Here is a 17,874-nt window from a genome sequence, read left to right on the forward strand (position 1 = left end):
CAGTACGTAAGCGCGTCGGCGCCGTCATGGCGCTGGTCACTGCGATCTGCACTCTGGCAACGGCACCGGCGAACGCCGATCCCGTCACGATGGCACCTCAGACATATACGAAGGTGACTCGAGACGGCTGGACTCTGGTGATCCGGATCGACCACGAGACCATCAACTCGGTGCCCAACCTGGCAGAGGCCTCCAACTCACGCGAGGCGTTCGTGACCTTCGACGCGACAGCGATCGCCACCGGCGGATCGGCCCCGATCACCGACAGCCTTTTCATCGCAGGCTACCAACTGGGCTGCCAGACGGACGTCTCCAGCGGTCTGCAGATCGGTGGTACCGGTGGTCTTGCCGGGTCGGTGGGTTACAGCGGTGGACCGAGCGTCGGAGGTTCCGGTGGTCTCGCCGGTTTCGTGCAGACCATTCTGCAGCCCGGAGTGATCACGGACCTGCCGCTGGCCAACATGGCGCTCAGCGATAGCGGAAAGGCCATGCTGGACGTAGACAATCTGCACATCAAGGCGGATGCTTGCGGTGGAGATGTCACCATCCGCTCGTATGTCTATCTGCGAATCTCGACCGCTTCCGCGCATACTGAGTTCGCCATCTACGGCGACCCGATGAAGATTTAAGGAGGAGATCTCTATGCCGAAGAGAAAGATCGCCGCCACTGCGGCCGGTGTGGCCGGAGCTCTCGCTTTGGCAGGATTCGCCGCCCCCACGGCAGCCGCCGACCCGCCGGGTATTCCGTTCGTGCCCGGCGTGCCTGCGCCACTGCCAGCCACTCCGGGTAGCTACACGTACATCTACAACAACTTCCCGGCGGTGGCGCCGGCCACGGTCGACGCCCGCGGGGTAAAGATCGCGGCGAACGCCGACCCGGCGGCGGGTGCCGCCGGTCTCCCGGGCAGCAAGTTGGGTAACAGTGCCCATCCGGCCAACGTGCTGACTTCGTCGAGTACCCGGTATGGCATCCAGGGCGGCGCCACTCCCGCTGCCCCAGCCAGCACCACTGGCGTGCAGTTCGGTGCGGGTAACGAGAGTCCCGCACTGGAGGATGCGCATGGTCAGGCGCCGCAGAGCGTCGCCGCGATCGAGGCCACCGCTCCGACGGTGATGCCGGGTGCACCCACGCCGCCGGTGCTGGAATCACCGGACGGTCAGCCACCGAAGCCTGCGGAGGCTCCGGCCGGCGGTTAGGCCTGATTCAAGAAAACGGGATCACTCCACCACGGGGTGATCCCGTTTTCTTGTACGCCCAGTCGATCGCTCGCTGATAGCTTCAGGCCAAGAACGAGGGGCGGGGATGAATCTGTCGAGAACAAAAAGCTTGGCAGACAAAGGCGGACGCATTTCTGGCAGCCGCGACGAAACTCGGATCGATCATCAGCACCGCCGCAGACGCGATGGCGAAAACGGAGGGCGGGATCGCGAACAACCCGGAGTTGGGCGGGGCCAAGTGACTCCTGGGCCCCGCCGATAACCCGCGGCTTCGAACCGACGACGGCAAAATAGAGCGAGTGACGGGACTCGAACCCGTGTGAACGGCTTTGCAGGCCGGTGCCTAGCCTCTCAGCCACACCCGCGTCGAGCACCGATAATGCCGAAGTACGGTGCGCGACACGAGTGTTGGACTCAGAGTGATCCCAGGGTGCCTAGCCGGTGAGGCGGGAGTAATCCGCGCCGGTGAGTTCCACCGACTTCTCCCACAGCTGTGCCGCCAGCTTGGGGTCACGTGCTTCGTTGTTCCGGGGCGCGCGTGCCACCGGTCCGCGGGCACCTGTCAGCTGTGTGGGGCCGAGGTAGTCGTCGGGCTGAACATCGGGCATCGATGCTGCGTACAGCTCGGCCTCGGCGCCCTGACGCTCGTCCTGGAGGACCAGGCCCATGCCGAAGTAGAAGGCCTTATGCAGCCCGGGGATCTTCGGGATCATGGAGTCGAACAGGTTGGTGGCGGCCACTCCGGGGTGCACGTTCACTGACAGCAGCGAGGATCCGGCGGCAGCGGACTTACGGGCCAGTTCCGAGCCGAACAGCATGCATGCCAGCTTCGAGGCGCGATACGCGGTCATGCGGTTGTACCGGCGCTGAGTGAAGTTCAGGTCATCGACCTTCAGGTTGTTGCGTCCCTGCGCGTGCGCGACGCTACCCAGCGAGATCACCCGTGGCGCGTTGGCGGCCAGCAGTGAAGGCAGCAGCGCGTCGGTTAGCACGAAGTGACCGAGGTGGTTCACGCCGATCTGCATCTCAAACCCCTCGGCAGTGCGCTGCAACGGGATCGCCATGACCCCCGCGTTGTTCAGCAGCACGTCGATGGTGGGCGCCTGGGTACGAATGGCGTCCGCAGCGGACCGCACCGACGCAAGGCTGGTGAGGTCCAGCTCGACGAGCGCATGGTCAGCGTTCGGGCCCAGTGCGCGCACCTTGTCCAGCGCCGCACGGCCTGTCTGCTGGTTGCGGCAGGCAAGCACCACGCGGGCGCCGGCCCGGGCAAGTGCCTCCGCGGCGACTAGACCGAGGCCGTTGTTCGCACCGGTGATGACGTGCGTCTTGCCGGTCTGGTCGGGAACGTCCGACTCGCGAAAATGCCTGATCTGCAGGGGTGCGGGCATGAGGTTCCTCAATCCGTGGAAGTTACTAGTACTCGTTGTTACGGTTTTGTCGGATAGTACTGGAGGCTATTGACGGTGATGCATCCGCGCCGTGGCGTATAGGCAAATCGAGGCGGCGCTGGCCAGGTTCAGGCTCTCCGCTCCCCCGCGCATCGGGATACTGATCCGATGCGTCGCCAGGGCGGCGGTCGCATCGTCGAGCCCGTGCGCCTCGTTTCCGAAGATCCAGGCGCAGGGTCCGGCAAGGATCGAGTCTGCCTCGTCGAGTGAGAGGTCACCGTCGAGTGTGGTGGCCAGTACCGCTGCACCCAGCGCCGCGAGGTCACCGGCGATCGCCGCGATATCCCCCTCGGATACCACCGGAATATTGAAAATGCTTCCCGCCGAGGCGCGCAGGCTTTTGCCGTTGAACGGATCGACGCTATTGCCGGCCAGTACGACGGCATCGGCACCCATCGCATCGGCAACCCGGATGAGGGTGCCCGCGTTACCTGGTTCCGAAATATCAACGGCAACAACGATAAATCGAGGCGAGTCGGCGACTATTTGGGTCCAGGTGGCCGCGACGGAACGGCATTGGGCCACCAGGCCGACCGGAGTGACGGTGTCCGACAACGCTTTCGCGGCCCGTTCGGTCACCAGGCGCACGGGAGCATCGGCCAACAGATCGGCGAATCGTTCCAGCGCAGTCTCGGTCGCGAAGACGTTTTCGACCGCCCCGGATCGCAGGGCGGCCTCGACCAGATTGGGGCCTTCGGCGAGAAAAAGACCGGCCCGCCGACGGGCGGCGGGCCGGTGCAGTTTGACCGCGTCGATCACGGTTTGTGATCGCTCAGTCAGTGCCATTGAGCCAGGCAGAACGCTCAGGCGGCTTCCCCGGCCGGAGCATTGACGTCCTCAGGCAGAGCAGCCTTGGCGACCTCAACCAGCGCGGTGAACGCAGCGGCATCGCTGACGGCCAGCTCGGCAAGGTTCTTGCGGTCAACCTCGACGCCCGCGATCTTCAGGCCCTGGATGAAGCGGTTGTAGGTGATGTCGTTGGCGCGAGCTGCGGCGTTGATACGCGCGATCCACAGCTTGCGGAACTCACCCTTGCGGGCGCGACGGTCCCGGTAGGCGTAGGTGAGCGAGTGGAGCTGCTGCTCCTTGGCCTTGCGGTACAGGCGCGACCGCTGGCCGCGGTAGCCCTTGGAGGCCTTCAGGATTGTCCGGCGCTTCTTCTGGGCGTTGACGGCCCTTTTCACGCGTGCCATAAAATTCGTTCCTTCTAGTGATGCAGTGTTGGGGTGGTCGTGGTGTCGGCGGCTAGCCGGCCAGCATTTTCTTGACGCGCTTGGCGTCGTTCTCCGCTACCACGACGCGGCCGTCGAGACGGCGGGTGCGGCTGGTGGGCTTGTGCTCCAGCAGGTGGCGACGGTTCGCCTTCTGGCGCACGATCTTTCCGCTGCCGGTGGTGCGGAAGCGCTTCGACGCACCGCTGTGGGTCTTGGCCTTAGGCATCTTGGTGTCCCTGTCCTTCGTTTTCCGTACTAGGTCTGTTCGGTGGGCGCTTGCTCGGCGGGCGCTGCCGCCTGGGCTGGGGCCGGTCCCGCAGGAGCCTCCGCCTGCTGGGCCGCCTTGGCCCGGGTCTTAGCGCCCCGGTGCGGCGCCAGCACCATCGTCATATTGCGGCCGTCCTGCTTCGCGGAGGTTTCCACGAAGCCGTACTCGGCCACGTCTGCGCCGAGCCGCTGCAGCAGCCGGTAGCCCAGCTCGGGCCGTGACTGCTCGCGTCCGCGGAACATGATCGTGACCTTGACCTTGGATCCGGCTTCCAAGAATCGGACCACATGGCCCTTCTTGGTTTCGTAGTCGTGATCGTCGATCTTCGGCCGAAGCTTTTGCTCCTTGACAACGGTCTGCTGCTGGTTCTTGCGAGACTCGCGCTCCTTCAGAGCCGTCTCGTACTTGAACTTGCCGTAGTCCATGATCTTGCAGACCGGGGGCCTGGCGTCTGGGGCTACCTCGACAAGGTCGAGATCGGCGTCTGCGGCGACGCGAAGCGCATCTTCGATCCGCACGATGCCGACCTGCTCGCCTTTCGGGCCGATCAGGCGGACTTCGGGTACGCGGATACGTTCGTTGATGCGGGTCTCAGTGCTGATGTGGCCTCCCTGGCTCGTCCTCATACTGTCGTAACCGAAGCTCGGTTCGACGGGGACAAAAGCGGCGCCCATCAGCAAGAAAGCCCTGCGTATAGCAGGGCCCGAAGCCGACCGGTCATGACGAAAACACGCCATTCTGCATAGCGCAGAACACCCACCCAAAGGTGGCTGGACCGGACCGCTGTACCTTGTGGCCAGCGGTGGGAGCGGGACTCCACTTGATGTCCCCGACGGAGCCGGGAACGGTCGTGCATGACAGTCTAGCAGCCGTGACCGATGACCTTGACAATGATCAGTACGACGAGGCCCCGGCCGACAGTGTCCGCGAGCTCGCCGACATCCCGGCCATCGAAGTAATTACCAAGGCCATTGTGATGCTGATGAGTTCCAGTGCCGAGAAATTGGGGCTGTCCTCCCCCGATCCGGACGAAAGTCCGCACCGCGACCTGGATGAGGCGCGCCGGTTGATCACCGCACTCGCCGGCTTGGTGGCCGCCTCGGTGGAGTACCTAGGTCCGCACGCGGCACCCATTCGCGACGGATTGCAGAGCCTGCAGAAGGCATTTCGTGAGGCCAGCGCCGTCCCGGACGAACCCGGGCAGGGTCCCGGCGAAAAGTACCTGCGATAAAACGCCGGGAACCCAAACTCGCAGGGAATGCCAAGGCGTGCCACTTATTCTCGCAAGGTGACATCCACCAAACCGGCAGTTGAACCACCCGCCCCGGACCATCCCGCTGTCACGGCGCTCCCGGGAATCGGCGCACGCCCAGCAGCGCGACCGCCCATAACCTCGTTGTGGCGCTGGGTTCCGGCGTTCTTCGGCTGGTTCGTCGGCATCCAGGCGATCCTGAACTTCCTCTCGAGCATCTCGCCATTCATTCGGATGGTGACGAGGCTGCCGCGGGAATTCGTCGATGAGTACCTGTTCGGCTGGCCCGACGGCAGCCTGTCCTGGGCATTCGTGCTTTCGTTGCTGGCCGCCGCACTCGCAGTGCGCAAGAGCATCGCGTGGTGGGTGCTGCTGATCGATTTGGTGGGGCGGTCGGCACTCAATGTCGGCGGTTTCATCGAGCACCGCGACTCCACCGAGCTGATCGGTCTCGTCGTGCATGGCGCGTTCATCCTGCTGCTGCTGCTGGCGCGCAAGGAGTTCTACGCGAAGGTCCGGCGAGGCGCGACCGTCAAGGCCGCGCTGGTGCTGATCGCCGGTATGGCAGCGGGAACGCTCGTCGCGTGGGGCCTGCTGGAGCTCTTTCCACGCACCCTGGTCCCCGGCGATCGCTTCTGGTGGGCGCTCAACCGTGTTGCAGGCTTCTCGATCGCTTCACATCGTGATTTCGACGGCCTCCCGCCGCACTTCCTGAACTGGCTTTTTGGTCTGTTCGGCGCGCTGGCGCTGATCACCGCGGCCATCGTGCTGTTCCGCTCCCAGCGCGCGGTCAACGCGCTGACCGGTGATGACGAGTCACTCATCCGCGGGTTGCTGGAGCGTTATGGTCAGGACGATTCTCTGGGGTACTTCGCGACTCGCCGCGATAAGGCGGTCATTTTCGCGCCCAACGGTCGTGCGGCCGTGACATATCGAGTGGAGGTTGGCGTCTGCCTGGTCAGCGCCGATCCGATCGGGGACAAATCGGCCTGGGGCCAAGCCATTGCCGCATGGTTGCAGGTATGCGACGCCTACGGCTGGGCTCCCGCGGTGATGGGAGCCAGCGCCGAAGGCGCGCTCGCCTATCGCGAACATGGCCTCAACGCACTGGAACTCGGCGACGAGGCCATCCTGTACCCCCGATCCTTCTCGATATCGGGCCCGCATATGGCGGCGGTCCGGCAGGCGGTCAACCGTGCCCGGCGATCGGGGCTCACGGTGCGTATCCGTCGTCATCGCGAACTGAGTGCGGCAGAGGCTAAACAGATCATTGTCAATGCCGACCTGTGGCGTGATGGAAACACCGAACGCGGATTCTCGATGGCGCTGGGGCGATTAGGTGACTCCACCGACGGCGACTGCTTGCTGGTAGAGGCAGTGGACCCCAGTGGCAACCCGGTCGCCATGCTGTCGCTCGTGCCCTGGGGAACCAACGGGGTATCCCTGGAACTTATGCGCCGTTCGCGTCAATCACCCAACGGCACAATCGAATTCATGGTTACCGAGCTGCTCACCCAGGCGGAGGGCATGGGAATCACCCGGGTCTCCTTGAACTTTGTGATGTTCCGCTCGGTCTACGCCGATGGGTCCCGGATCGGCGCGGGTCCGGTCCTGCGGCTGTGGCGCTCGGTGTTGATGTTCGCGTCCCGATTCTGGCAGTTCGAGCAGCTGTACCGCTCGAACGTGAAGTACCAGCCGGAATGGGTGCCGCGGTTCGCCTGCTACGAGGATGCCCGGCTGATTCCCCGGATCGGCATCGCCTCGGTGATCGCGGAGGGCTTCCTGGTGCTGCCCTTCGGGAACCGCGACAAGCCGCGCCACACAGGTCAGTACAGCGCGGTTCCTCAGGCCATCGTGGCCACCGGCTTGTTGCATCATGACGGCAGCACCCCGGACCTGCTGCCACAGGCGACATCTCCGCAGCGCGTGCCCGAGCAGGTCAAGGTTCGTCTTGGCAAGCTGGCGGCCTTGCAAGACAAGGGAATAGACGCCTATCCGGTGGGGTCTCCGCCGTCCCACACCGTCGCCGAGGCGCTGGCCGCGGCCGACGGGAGTCTGGTGGTCATCAGCGGCCGCTTGCTGCGCATCCGTGACTACGGTGGCGTGTTGTTCGCGCAGTTGCGCGACTGGTCGGATGAGGTGCAGTTGCTCATCGACGATCCGGGCCTGCATGAAGATTTCACCGCGGCCGTCGACCTGGGCGACCTGATCGAGGCCACCGGCGCTATGGGTCAATCACACAACGGCACTCGATCGGTGCTGGTGCGCTCGTGGAGAATCATCGGCAAGTGCTTGCACCCGCTCCCGGACAAGCGCAAGGGCCTTACCGATCCCGAGGCCAGGGTGCGCGCGCGATACCTCGATTTGGCGATCAACCCCGAGGCCCGCGAGCAGATCACCGCACGCAGCGCGATCATCACATCGCTGCGCCATACCCTGTTGTCCCAAGGGTTCCTCGAGGTGGAGACACCGATCCTGCAGCAGGTGCACGGCGGAGCGAACGCACGTCCCTTCCTGACGCATATCAACGCATACAACATGGACCTGTATCTGCGTATCGCCCCGGAGCTCTATCTCAAGCGGCTCTGCGTCGGTGGCGTGGAACGGGTCTTCGAACTGGGCCGGGCCTTCCGCAATGAGGGTGTGGATTTCAGTCACAATCCCGAATTCACGCTGTTGGAGGCCTATCAGGCGCACGCCGATTATTTGACCTGGGCCAAGACAACCCAATTACTCATCCAGAACGCCGCGAAAGCTGCGCACGGCAGCGAGATAGTCCTGCGACCCGGCGGAGATGACGGGAAACTGGCGCCGGTCGATATCAGTGGCGAATGGCCGATCATCCCGGTGCACGAGGCGGTCTCGCGGGCACTGGGTGAACAGGTCGATGCGACCACGGAGGTGCCGACGCTGCAACAGTTCTGCCAGTCCGTCGAGGTGCAGTTCAATCCGCGGTGGGATGCCGGGCACCTGGTCCTGGAGCTCTATGAACGGCTTGTCGAGAAGCACACCACCACACCCACGTTCTATAGCGACTTTCCAGTCTCGGTCTCCCCGCTCACTCGCCCGCACCGAAGCATCGCCGGGCTCGCCGAGCGGTGGGATTTGGTGGCTTGGGGTGTCGAACTCGGCACCGCATATACCGAGTTGACCGATCCGGTAGAGCAGCGTCGGCGCCTGTATGAGCAATCACTGCTGGCTGCGGGCGGAGACGCCGAGGCGATGGAACTCGACGAGGACTTCCTGCGCGCTATGGAGTACGCGATGGCGCCGACCGGCGGTATGGGAATGGGTGTCGACCGGGTGGTCATGCTGATCACCGGGCGCAGTATCCGCGAGACGTTGCCGTTCCCGTTGGCCAAACCCCGGTAGCCGGGCCGGCACTGAGTAGTCTGGAATTGTTGGCGTTCCGTACCCGGACTCGTCGGACAGCTGACAGACAATTCACAGAAATCTAGGTCATCATGAGTGCCGTGTCCGGTCATGACATCTCCCTGTTACATGGGAACTTTCCCGTCTCCATGCAGGTCATCGCCGGCTTTGCGCTCGTTTTCGCGATCGGGCTGCGTACTCGCGGATGGTTTCGGCGCTGGGTGCCGGTTGCGGTAGGTATCGGCGTGGCCCTGGCCGCATGGGCCTACTGGTACATCCAATCCGAGGGTTGGGCCGACAGAGGCAATCCTGCTCCGCTGATGCTGTGGGTGTGGATCGCGCTCACCGGTGTGGCCGCCACAGTCCTGGTAGTGGGTTGGCGCACGGCGCACTGGTGGCGTCGTGCGGTCGCGTTCACCGCGGTACCGCTGGCTATCCTTTCTGGCTCGCTGATGCTGAACCAATGGGTTGGCTACGTGCGCAGCGTCCAGTCCGGCTGGGCGCAGTTAACCGCGGGCCCGCTACCCAATCAGGCCGATATGGCCACGGTGACCGCTGCACGCGAGCAGCGCCGTGGTCCGACCATGACCAAGGGCAAGCTCGTCCCGGTCGACATCCCGGCCGATGCCAGCGGATTCCGGCACCGCAAGGAGATCGTCTACCTGCCCCCGGCCTGGTTCGACTCGACGCGTACCGAGTTGCCGACGATCATGATGATCGGCGGCGAATTCAACACGCCAAGCGACTGGATCCGCAGCGGGAACGCGGTCGAGGTGGCAGATGCCTTCGCCAGTCAGCACGGCGGGAATGCGCCCGTCATGGTGTTCGTCGACGCCGGTGGCTCGTTCAACAATGACACCGAATGCGTGAATGGCCCGCGTGGTAATTCCGCCGATCACCTTACGAAAGACGTTGTCCCGTTTATGGTGTCACGTTTCGGGGTCAGCCCCCGCCCGCAGAACTGGGGCCTGGTGGGCTGGTCGATGGGCGGCACGTGTGCGGTGACGCTCGCTGCCAAACATCCCGACCTGTTCAGCGCCTTCGAGGATATCGCCGGTGATATGTCGCCCAACACGGGAAACAAAGCGCAGACGATCTCCCGCCTCTTCGGCGGAGACGCCGGAGCCTGGGAGCAGTTCGACCCGGCGACGGTGATGGCCCGTCACGGACGCTATGCGCACACCGCGGGCTGGTTCGACGTCAATGGCCTGCACCACGCCGGATCCGGTGCGATCACCAGTACGGGAGCGGCCCCCGGGGCCGCAGCCCCCGCGCCGCTGAGCGATCAGGATCGTGCCGCGCACCGACTGTGCGAGGTGGCTACAGCACAAGGGATCTCATGCACGGTGCAGCACAAGCCCGGCGAGCATAAATGGCCGTTCGCGCAGACCGCGTTCACCTCGGCGCTGCCGTGGATGGCGGGCCGGATCGGCACGCCGGCGGTGCCCGATCTGCCGCTGCCGCGCTAGTCGCCCGGAGTAGCCTCGACCGGTATGGCCGATACACCAGATCCGGGATACGACGACAGCGGTGTACCGACATTCGATTCGGTGCGCGAAAGGATCGAAACTCGTTCCGGCACGGCCGCCGGGGCCGCCGAGCTGGATGCGGAGAGCGACGAGGGCCGCGCGATCGAGGAACAGTTCGAGGCCAGGAGCCGCGCGGCCGCCGAGAAGCTCGAAGAAATCCGTCAATCGATGCGCGATGAGGCTAGCCGCCCGCCGCCCGACGGACAATCGCCTGCTCACGGATGAGGCTGCGCCGAACCTTGCCGGAGTCCTCCCGCAGCGGTTCGGTGACGAATTCGATGGTGCGCGGCACCTTATATCGGACGATCTGATCGAGCAGATAGTCGTGCAGCTGACCCTCGGTGACATTCTGTTCGGCGTGCACGACAGCGTGCACGATCTGCCCGAGGTCGTCATCGGGTAGTCCCACAACGACACTATCGATGACGCCCGGGTAGCCGTTCATGATCGATTCCACCTCGGCGGGAAACACATTCGCACCGCCCGTCACGATCAGGTCGGTACGACGATCGCTCATATACAGATAGCCCTCGTCATCGAGCCAGCCGAGATCGCCGATGGATTCCCAGGTTCCGAACCGCTTGATCTCCGCGCCGAGGTACTTGTACGGCTTGGGCATGCCGTCCCATGGGCGCATGAAGATCTCCCCTACCTCCCCGGCGGGCAACGGGTCTCCGGCCTCATCAAGGATGGCGAGCTCGCCGAGAGCAGGCTTGCCGACGGAGCCGCGGTGCGCCAGCCATTCCTGCCCGGTGATGATGGTCCCGCCGATGGCCTCGGTGCCGGCGTACAACTCCCAGATGACATCGGGGCCCAGCAGGTCGATCCATGCTTGCTTCAGCCATACCGGACAGGGGGCGGCCATATGCCACAGGACCCGGATGGTGGACAGATCGAACCGTCCCGGGTGCTGACGGACCTCGCGCAGCATCCGCGACATCATCGTGGGCACGACTTGAAGCCACGTGATCTTGTGCGTGCCGATCAGTTCGAGCGCCTCAAGTGCGTCGAACTTCGGCTGCACGATCAGATGGTGACCGAGTAGCAGTCCATATGACGAAAACATCAGCGGGGCATTGTGATACAGCGGACCGGCGACCAGTTGGGCGTCCGAGGGCTGCATGCCCATCAGCTCGCCCGCCGCCGGTCCGGTGATGACCGCGGGGCTCGGCGCGAGAATGATCTTGGGTCGTCCGGTGCTGCCTCCGGATGTGGGTGCCTTCCAGGCGGGCGACACCACCTCAGGCAGTGGCTCGGCGGCATGATCTTCGGTAGTGGGTTCGAATCCTGCTGGCACGCACACCCGGTCGGGGTGATCGGCCGGGTCTACCCCGACTACGAGCGCCGAGTCGGCCAGTTCGACGATCGCCCGCCGTTCGGCAAGTGGCAGACGCCATGACACCGGTTGCGGGGTGGCGCCCAGCTTCCATACGGCGATTTGCGCGGCGAAGAACTCCACCGAGTTGGGTAACCCGATGGTGACGAGATCCCCTTGCCGTACCCCGAGCCGTTGGTAGGAGTGTGCCAGGGCGCCGGCACGCCGCTCCAGCTCGGCCCGGGTGACTGATTCGGTACCGCAGGTGATGGCCGGGGCGTCGGGCTCTGCATCCGCGAGGTGGGCGAGGATACGAACGAACGGTTCACCAACGGCCGCGTCAGTCATGAGTGCCACCCTAGACCGGAGTGACAACCTTCCTGGTCCGTGGTTTGGCAGCTGTCTTCGCGGCAGTCTTGGCCGGCGCCTTCGCCGGGGTCTTGCCATTGCGCCCGGGCTTGGGCAGCAGGTCCACCAGGAATTCGCCGGTGTAGCTGCCCGGCGTCTGCGCGACGGCCTCGGGTGCCCCCTCCGCCACCACGGTGCCACCGCCCGATCCGCCCTCGGGCCCCATGTCGATGACCCAGTCCGACGTCTTGACGACATCGAGGTTGTGCTCGATGACGATGACGGTGTTGCCTTTGTCCACCAGACCGTTGATCACCGTGAGCAGCTTGCGGATGTCCTCGAAATGCAGTCCGGTGGTGGGCTCGTCGAGGATGTAGATGGTCTTGCCCGTCGATCGTTTCTGGAGTTCGGCTGCCAGTTTGACGCGCTGTGCCTCGCCGCCGGAGAGGGTTGGAGCCGGTTGCCCCAGCCGCACATAACCCAGGCCGACCTCCACCAGGGTGTTCAGATACCGATGGATGGACGTGATGGGTTCGAAGAACTCGGCGGCCTCTTCGATGGGCATGTCCAGTACCTGGGCGATGGTCTTGCCCTTGTAGTGAACCTCGAGCGTTTCTCGGTTGTAGCGGGCGCCGTGACATACCTCGCAGGGCACGTAAACATCCGGCAGGAAGTTCATCTCGATCTTGATGGTGCCGTCGCCCGTGCACGCCTCGCACCGGCCGCCCTTGACGTTGAACGAGAACCGGCCCGGTTGATAGCCGCGCACCTTGGCCTCCGTGGTCGCCGCGAACAACGTGCGGATCTTGTCGAAGACCCCGGTATAGGTGGCCGGATTGGAACGCGGTGTGCGCCCGATCGGCGACTGGTCGACGCGCACCAGCTTGTCGACCTTGTCCAGTCCGGTCACTCGGGTGTGCCGGCCGGGTACTTGGCGTGCCCCGTTGAGCTTGTTGGCCAGTACGGTGGCGAGGATGTCGTTGACCAGGGTCGACTTCCCCGAGCCTGACACCCCGGTGACCGAGGTCAGCACCCCGAGCGGGAACGCGACGTCGATGTCCTTGAGATTGTGTTCGCGTGCTCCGACGACAGTGACCTGACGTTTCGGGTCGATTGTGCGGCGTATCAGCGGCAGCGGAATGCTTTCTGCCCCCGACAGATAGGAGCCGGTGACAGAGTTTTTGTTCTTCAGCAGTTCGGCGTAGGTGCCGCTATGCACCACCTGGCCGCCGTGCTCCCCCGCGGCCGGGCCGATGTCCACCACCCAGTCGGCATGTTTGATGGTGTCCTCGTCATGCTCGACCACGATGAGCGTATTGCCGAGATCTCTTAGCCGCGTGAGTGTTTCGATGAGGCGCCGGTTATCGCGCTGATGCAGGCCGATCGAGGGCTCGTCGAGAACATAGAGCACGCCGACCAGCCCGGAGCCGATCTGGGTCGCCAGCCGGATTCGCTGTGCCTCGCCGCCGGACAATGTGCCTGCCGCACGCGACAGCGACAAATACTGCAGTCCGACATCCAGCAGGAATCCCAGCCGGAACTGGACCTCCTTGAGAACCTGACCGGCGATGGCTTGCTCACGGTGCCCCAGAGTCAAGGCGTTGAGGAACTGTGCGCAGTCGGCGATCGACAGCTCACAGACCTCTGCGATTGATTTGGTGCCGTGCTGGCCCGCGGTAAGCGTGACGGAGAGGATCTCGGGCTTGAGGCGGGTTCCGTTGCATTCGGGGCACGGGATGTCCCGCATGAAGCCCTCGTAACGTTCCTTCGCCCATTCGGACTCGGTCTGTTCCATCCTGCGTTGCAGAAAGGCCAGCACACCTTCGAATTCCGCATAGTACGAGCGGGTGCGCCCGTACCGGTTCTTGTATCTCACATGGACCTGCTCGGTGGAGCCGTCCAGGATCGCCTTCTTGGCCGCGGCGGGAAGCTTCTTCCACGGGGTGTCCACGTCGAATCCGAGCGCGTCGCCGAGACCGGACATGAGCCGAACGAAGTAGTCGGCGTTCTGTCCCATCGACCAGGGGGCGATCGCGCCCTCGGCGAGCGTCATGTCCGGGTCCGGGACCACCAGGTCGGGGTCGACCTCCTTCTTGATGCCCAGACCGGTGCACTCGGGGCAGGCGCCGTAGGGCGAGTTGAACGAAAACGAGCGTGGTTCAAGATCATCGACGGCCAGCGGGTGGCCGTTGGGGCAGGCGAGTTTCTCGGAGAATCTGCGTTCTCGCTGCGGGGAGTCGTCGTCCGCATCAACGAACTCGAGCACCACGATCCCGTCGGCGAGGCGCAGTGCGGTCTCCACCGAGTCGGTGAGGCGCTGCTTGGAACTTGCCTTGACGCTGAGGCGGTCGATGACCACCTCGATATCGTGCTTCTCTTGCTTCTTCAGCTTGGGCGGATCGGTGAGCGAATGCACCACGCCATCGACTCGAATGCGGCTGTATCCCTGCGAGTTCAGCTGCTCGAACAGGTCCACGAACTCACCCTTGCGGGTACGCACCACGGGAGCGAGGACCTGGAAGCGCAGGCCCTCCTCCATGTCCAGCACCTGATCGACGATCTGCTGGGGTGTCTGCTTGGCGATCTTCTCCCCACATACCGGGCAATGCGGCGTACCGGCGCGCGCGTACAGCAGGCGCAGGTAGTCGTAGACCTCGGTGATGGTGCCAACCGTGGATCGGGGGTTGCGGTTCGTGGACTTCTGGTCGATCGATACCGCGGGTGAGAGCCCCTCGATGAAATCGACATCGGGCTTGTCCATCTGCCCCAGGAACTGGCGGGCGTACGCGGACAGTGATTCGACGTACCGGCGTTGCCCCTCGGCGAAGATGGTGTCGAACGCCAGACTGGACTTTCCGGATCCGGAGAGACCCGTGAAGACGATGAGGCTGTCTCGGGGTAGGTCCAGGTCGATACCGCGCAGGTTGTGCTCACGCGCGCCCCGCACGATCAGACGGTCGGCCACCTGTCTCCCTTCACACTGCCCATGCAGGTCTTTCGCACAGCTCAGCCGCTGCGTTCCCATGCGGAATCCAGGCCGACCGAGTCGTCGACTCCATGCTAGGGCGAGGCACCGACAACCTTCGCGCCGAGACAGGTCAGTACCGTTGACGTATGACCTCGATCACCGTCGACGACAACTACTCCGGACACATCGAACCGGGTTCCGGTGTGGCACGTCGCACCGTGGGCGGTGCGACCATCATCAAGGCCTCGGTGGGTCCGATGGACAACAACGCCTATATCGTCACGTGCACCAACACCGGCAAATCGCTGCTGATCGACGCCGCCAACGACGCCGAGCGCCTGGCAACCCTGCTGGATGAGAACGCGCCGAACATCGAGCTCATCGTGACCACACATCAGCACTTCGATCATTGGCAGGCTCTCGAAGCGATCGTCGACAAGACCCAATCCCCCAGTGCCGCACACGACTTGGACGCCGGCCCACTTCCCGTCCCGCCGACGACGCTATTGGCCGGAGGCGACAGCTTCGATATTGGTGACCTGCACTTCGACGTCGTCCACCTGCGCGGACACACGCCGGGCTCGGTGGCGCTGGCATTCAACGCCGACGGTGTGACCCACGTGTTCACGGGCGATTCGCTATTTCCGGGCGGCATCGGAAAGACATTCAGCCCCGAAGACTTCAACCAACTGCTCGATGATGTCAGCGACAGACTTTTCGGCGCGTACCCAGACTCCACCGTTGTGTACCCCGGACACGGGGACGACACCACCTTGGGTGCCGAGCGCGGATCGCTCGGAGAATGGCGCGAACGAGGCTGGTGAACCCGCCCCGTTCGCGCGTACCGAATCTAGGTGGTGTGCACGATCAGCACGTCGCACCTGGAGCGACGGGCTACATCCGAGGGAACCGATCCCAGTAGACGTCCGGCGATGGTGTTGAGGCCGACATTGCCGACGACCAGCAGATCCGCCTTGGAATCCACCACCAGGTCGAGCAGCGCATCCACCGGGGCGCCCTCGATGGAACGCTCTTCGACGCTCGTCGCACCGGCCGCGGCGGCGCGCTCGCGAGCGGTGCGCAGGATGTCGTAGACGGGTGCCTTGCCGGTGACCTTGTACGCGTCGTCCTTGAGCACATCGGCAGAGTGGGGGTTGTTCTCCGGGAAGTACGCGGTCGCGACGATGAGCTTGGCGCCGGCGGCGCCCGCGATCGCTCCAGCGCGGTCGACCGCCCGGTACGACGAATCTGATCCGTCAGTACCGACAACGACAGTGCTGTATGCACTCATGAAAGGTCCTCCAGTTCCGTTTGACCAGGCCAGATGAGATTAGCCGGGAAGGGGCCCGGCCATGCGTCATTTGGCCGATTGTGTCGCGCTCTGCGCGCGATTTTCCCTCGTCGGGTCCGCGTGTCGATATGGCCTGCGCCTCAATCTGGATATGAGGACGATCACGCGGCGATGAGCAGCGCGCCTGAAGAGCGTCAGGCTCCGTTCGCATACAGCTTGACGACTTGATAGAGGAATGCCCGTCCGTCATAGAGGGATTTCACCTGGATACGTTCGTCCAGACCGTGTGCGTGTGTCTCACCGGGCTGGGCGAATATCCCGCTGAGGCCATATACCGGGGTCGTTCCGAAGTAGATGGCGTCTGTTGCTCCTGTCGACATGGTCGGCACCAAAGGCACACCCGGCCACATCGAACCGGCGACGGCCTTGATGGGATCGACGATCTGCGCAGATAACGGTGGGACAGTCGCGACGTTGGTGCGGAACGCCGTGGCGGGCTTCACCGTCACCTTCGGGTCATTCACTGCTTTGACGATCGCGTCTTGAACCCTCTGCTGCACGGTCCCGGCACCGGGCAATATTCGGCAGTTCACGTTGGCGGTGGCGCGTTGAGGCAGCGCATTGTTGGCATGTCCGCCTTCGATTTTCGTGGGGACACAGGTGGTGCGCAGCATGGCGTTGTACAGCGGACTGGCCGATAGCACCGATATGGCGGCCGGATCCTGTGGATTGACAACGATCGTCGACATGGCCTGACCGACCTCTCCCGGCTGCAGCGCGGCCTGTGCCGTGAAATAGGCCCGGGTCACGTCGTTGAGCTGGACGGGAAAGGGTGCGGCGGCGAGCCGGTTGAGCCCGGCGCCGAGGGCCTGTATCGCGTTGAACGGCCCGGGCTGGCTGCTGTGACCGCCCTCGTCGGTGACCTCAAGGGTGAAGTCTTGATAGATCTTCTGGCCCGCCTGGATTTGGAGCAGGATCGGCTTGTTGTCCTTGTTGAGATCGCCGCCGGCGCCTTCGTTGATGACGAATTCGGCATCAACGAGCTCGGGCCGGTTTTGATGGAGCCACTCGGCACCGTTCACCTGCCCGCCGCCCTCTTCACCACAGGTGAGCGCCACCCTGATCGGACGTTTGGGGACGAAGTTCTCCGTGCGATACCGGATGAGGCTATCCACGAATATCGCTGCCATGGCCTTGTCGTCCTCAGCACCACGAGCGTAGAAGTACCCGTTCTCCTCGGCGAGCGTGAATGGATCACGTTTCCAGTCCTCGCGTTTGGCCTCCACGACGTCGATATGTGCCAGCAGCAGGATCGGTTTGGCAGCATCATCGGATCCCGCAAGCGTGGCGACCAGGCCGCCGTCCTTGGGGTGATCGGGCGGGCTGAACAACACCAGATCCTTGTCGGCATAGCCGGCGGTCTTGAGCCGAGTGGCCATCTTTTGTGCCGCCTCGGTGCAACTCCCCTGCGATGCCGTCGTATTGGTTTCGATCAATTCCCGGTAGAGGTCCCGAAACGCACCACGGTCGTCGTTGGTGACAGGGGCAGTGGTCGCCGGTGAGCTCAGCTCCTGCGTCGCCCCGCAGGAGCTGAGGGTGAGCACGGCGACGGTGAGCGCAAGAATCCGGTGCATGGTTCCGTTCATAC

At 64.1% G+C, this 17,874-nt stretch carries 16 protein-coding genes and 1 tRNA gene; 7 read left to right on the forward strand and 10 right to left on the reverse strand.

Going from position 1 to position 17,874, the window contains the following annotated elements; all coding sequences use genetic code 11:
• The first annotated feature begins 26 nt into the window (after nt 1–26).
• Both B4393_RS18275 and B4393_RS18280 read left to right on the forward strand, forming a co-directional pair.
• The gene (locus tag B4393_RS18275; protein ID WP_078335390.1) at nt 27–629 is read left to right on the forward strand and encodes an MspA family porin; all 603 of its coding nucleotides are present in this window, start codon (nt 27–29) and stop codon (nt 627–629) included.
• A 13-nt stretch (nt 630–642) separates the two neighbouring features.
• Nucleotides 643–1,197 (forward strand): hypothetical protein, encoded by a 555-nt coding sequence (locus tag B4393_RS18280; protein WP_078335287.1) that lies wholly within the window; start codon nt 643–645, stop codon nt 1,195–1,197.
• Between the two features lie 315 nt (nt 1,198–1,512).
• On the opposite strand, the gene B4393_RS18290 is transcribed toward B4393_RS18280, so the two are convergent.
• The 6 genes from B4393_RS18290 to infC all read right to left on the reverse strand — a co-directional run bounded on the left by B4393_RS18290 (nt 1,513) and on the right by infC (nt 4,777).
• Nucleotides 1,513–1,583, reverse strand: a tRNA-Cys gene (locus tag B4393_RS18290).
• Nucleotides 1,584–1,652: 69 nt separating this feature from the next.
• Nucleotides 1,653–2,609, reverse strand: a complete 957-nt coding sequence (locus B4393_RS18295) for an oxidoreductase (protein WP_078335288.1) — start codon at nt 2,607–2,609, stop codon at nt 1,653–1,655.
• Between the two features lie 66 nt (nt 2,610–2,675).
• Nucleotides 2,676–3,428 carry a TrmH family RNA methyltransferase gene (locus B4393_RS18300; RefSeq protein ID WP_078335391.1) on the reverse strand — a complete coding sequence of 251 codons (753 nt, stop codon included), beginning with the start codon at nt 3,426–3,428 and terminating at the stop codon, nt 2,676–2,678.
• 44 nt (nt 3,429–3,472) lie between these two features.
• A complete protein-coding gene (gene rplT / locus B4393_RS18305) occupies nt 3,473–3,862 on the reverse strand; it encodes a 50S ribosomal protein L20 (RefSeq protein ID WP_005058700.1) in 390 nt (129 codons plus the stop codon).
• A 52-nt stretch (nt 3,863–3,914) separates the two neighbouring features.
• Complete coding sequence (gene rpmI / locus B4393_RS18310; RefSeq protein ID WP_070939750.1) at nt 3,915–4,109, reverse strand: 50S ribosomal protein L35; 195 nt, start codon at nt 4,107–4,109, stop codon at nt 3,915–3,917.
• Between the two features lie 29 nt (nt 4,110–4,138).
• On the reverse strand, nt 4,139–4,777 hold the full coding sequence (gene infC, locus B4393_RS18315; RefSeq protein WP_070940051.1) for a translation initiation factor IF-3: 639 nt from the start codon (nt 4,775–4,777) through the stop codon (nt 4,139–4,141).
• A gap of 245 nt (nt 4,778–5,022) precedes the next feature.
• Between infC and B4393_RS18320 the strand changes: the two genes are divergently transcribed.
• The 4 genes from B4393_RS18320 to B4393_RS18335 all read left to right on the forward strand — a co-directional run bounded on the left by B4393_RS18320 (nt 5,023) and on the right by B4393_RS18335 (nt 10,529).
• The gene (locus B4393_RS18320; protein ID WP_078335290.1) at nt 5,023–5,382 is read left to right on the forward strand and encodes a DUF1844 domain-containing protein; all 360 of its coding nucleotides are present in this window, start codon (nt 5,023–5,025) and stop codon (nt 5,380–5,382) included.
• Between the two features lie 57 nt (nt 5,383–5,439).
• Nucleotides 5,440–8,775, forward strand: coding sequence for a bifunctional lysylphosphatidylglycerol synthetase/lysine--tRNA ligase LysX (gene lysX, locus B4393_RS18325; RefSeq protein ID WP_078335291.1), 3,336 nt, complete (start codon nt 5,440–5,442; stop codon nt 8,773–8,775).
• A 92-nt stretch (nt 8,776–8,867) separates the two neighbouring features.
• Nucleotides 8,868–10,244, forward strand: coding sequence for an alpha/beta hydrolase (locus B4393_RS18330; RefSeq protein ID WP_078335292.1), 1,377 nt, complete (start codon nt 8,868–8,870; stop codon nt 10,242–10,244).
• A gap of 24 nt (nt 10,245–10,268) precedes the next feature.
• Nucleotides 10,269–10,529, forward strand: coding sequence for a hypothetical protein (locus B4393_RS18335; RefSeq protein WP_078335293.1), 261 nt, complete (start codon nt 10,269–10,271; stop codon nt 10,527–10,529).
• On the opposite strand, the gene B4393_RS18340 is transcribed toward B4393_RS18335, so the two are convergent.
• Both B4393_RS18340 and uvrA read right to left on the reverse strand, forming a co-directional pair.
• Nucleotides 10,486–11,967, reverse strand: coding sequence for an AMP-binding protein (locus B4393_RS18340; protein WP_078335392.1), 1,482 nt, complete (start codon nt 11,965–11,967; stop codon nt 10,486–10,488). The two genes, B4393_RS18335 and B4393_RS18340, sit on opposite strands and share 44 nt — an antisense overlap.
• Nucleotides 11,968–11,977: 10 nt before the next feature.
• Nucleotides 11,978–14,932 carry an excinuclease ABC subunit UvrA gene (uvrA, locus tag B4393_RS18345; RefSeq protein ID WP_078335294.1) on the reverse strand — a complete coding sequence of 985 codons (2,955 nt, stop codon included), beginning with the start codon at nt 14,930–14,932 and terminating at the stop codon, nt 11,978–11,980.
• Nucleotides 14,933–15,081: 149 nt separating this feature from the next.
• Between uvrA and B4393_RS18350 the strand changes: the two genes are divergently transcribed.
• Nucleotides 15,082–15,759: an MBL fold metallo-hydrolase gene (locus B4393_RS18350; protein WP_078335295.1), complete on the forward strand. Its 678-nt coding sequence runs from the start codon at nt 15,082–15,084 to the stop codon at nt 15,757–15,759.
• 26 nt (nt 15,760–15,785) lie between these two features.
• Here the strand turns inward: B4393_RS18350 and B4393_RS18355 are convergent, their stop codons facing one another.
• On the reverse strand, nt 15,786–16,226 hold the full coding sequence (locus tag B4393_RS18355) for a universal stress protein (RefSeq protein ID WP_070939743.1): 441 nt from the start codon (nt 16,224–16,226) through the stop codon (nt 15,786–15,788).
• A gap of 194 nt (nt 16,227–16,420) precedes the next feature.
• Nucleotides 16,421–17,872: a M20/M25/M40 family metallo-hydrolase gene (locus B4393_RS18360; RefSeq protein WP_078335296.1), complete on the reverse strand. Its 1,452-nt coding sequence runs from the start codon at nt 17,870–17,872 to the stop codon at nt 16,421–16,423.
• Between the last annotated feature and the right edge of the window lie 2 nt (nt 17,873–17,874).

Source organism: Mycobacteroides franklinii, from assembly GCF_002013895.1.
GTDB classification, from domain to species: domain Bacteria; phylum Actinomycetota; class Actinomycetes; order Mycobacteriales; family Mycobacteriaceae; genus Mycobacterium; species Mycobacterium franklinii.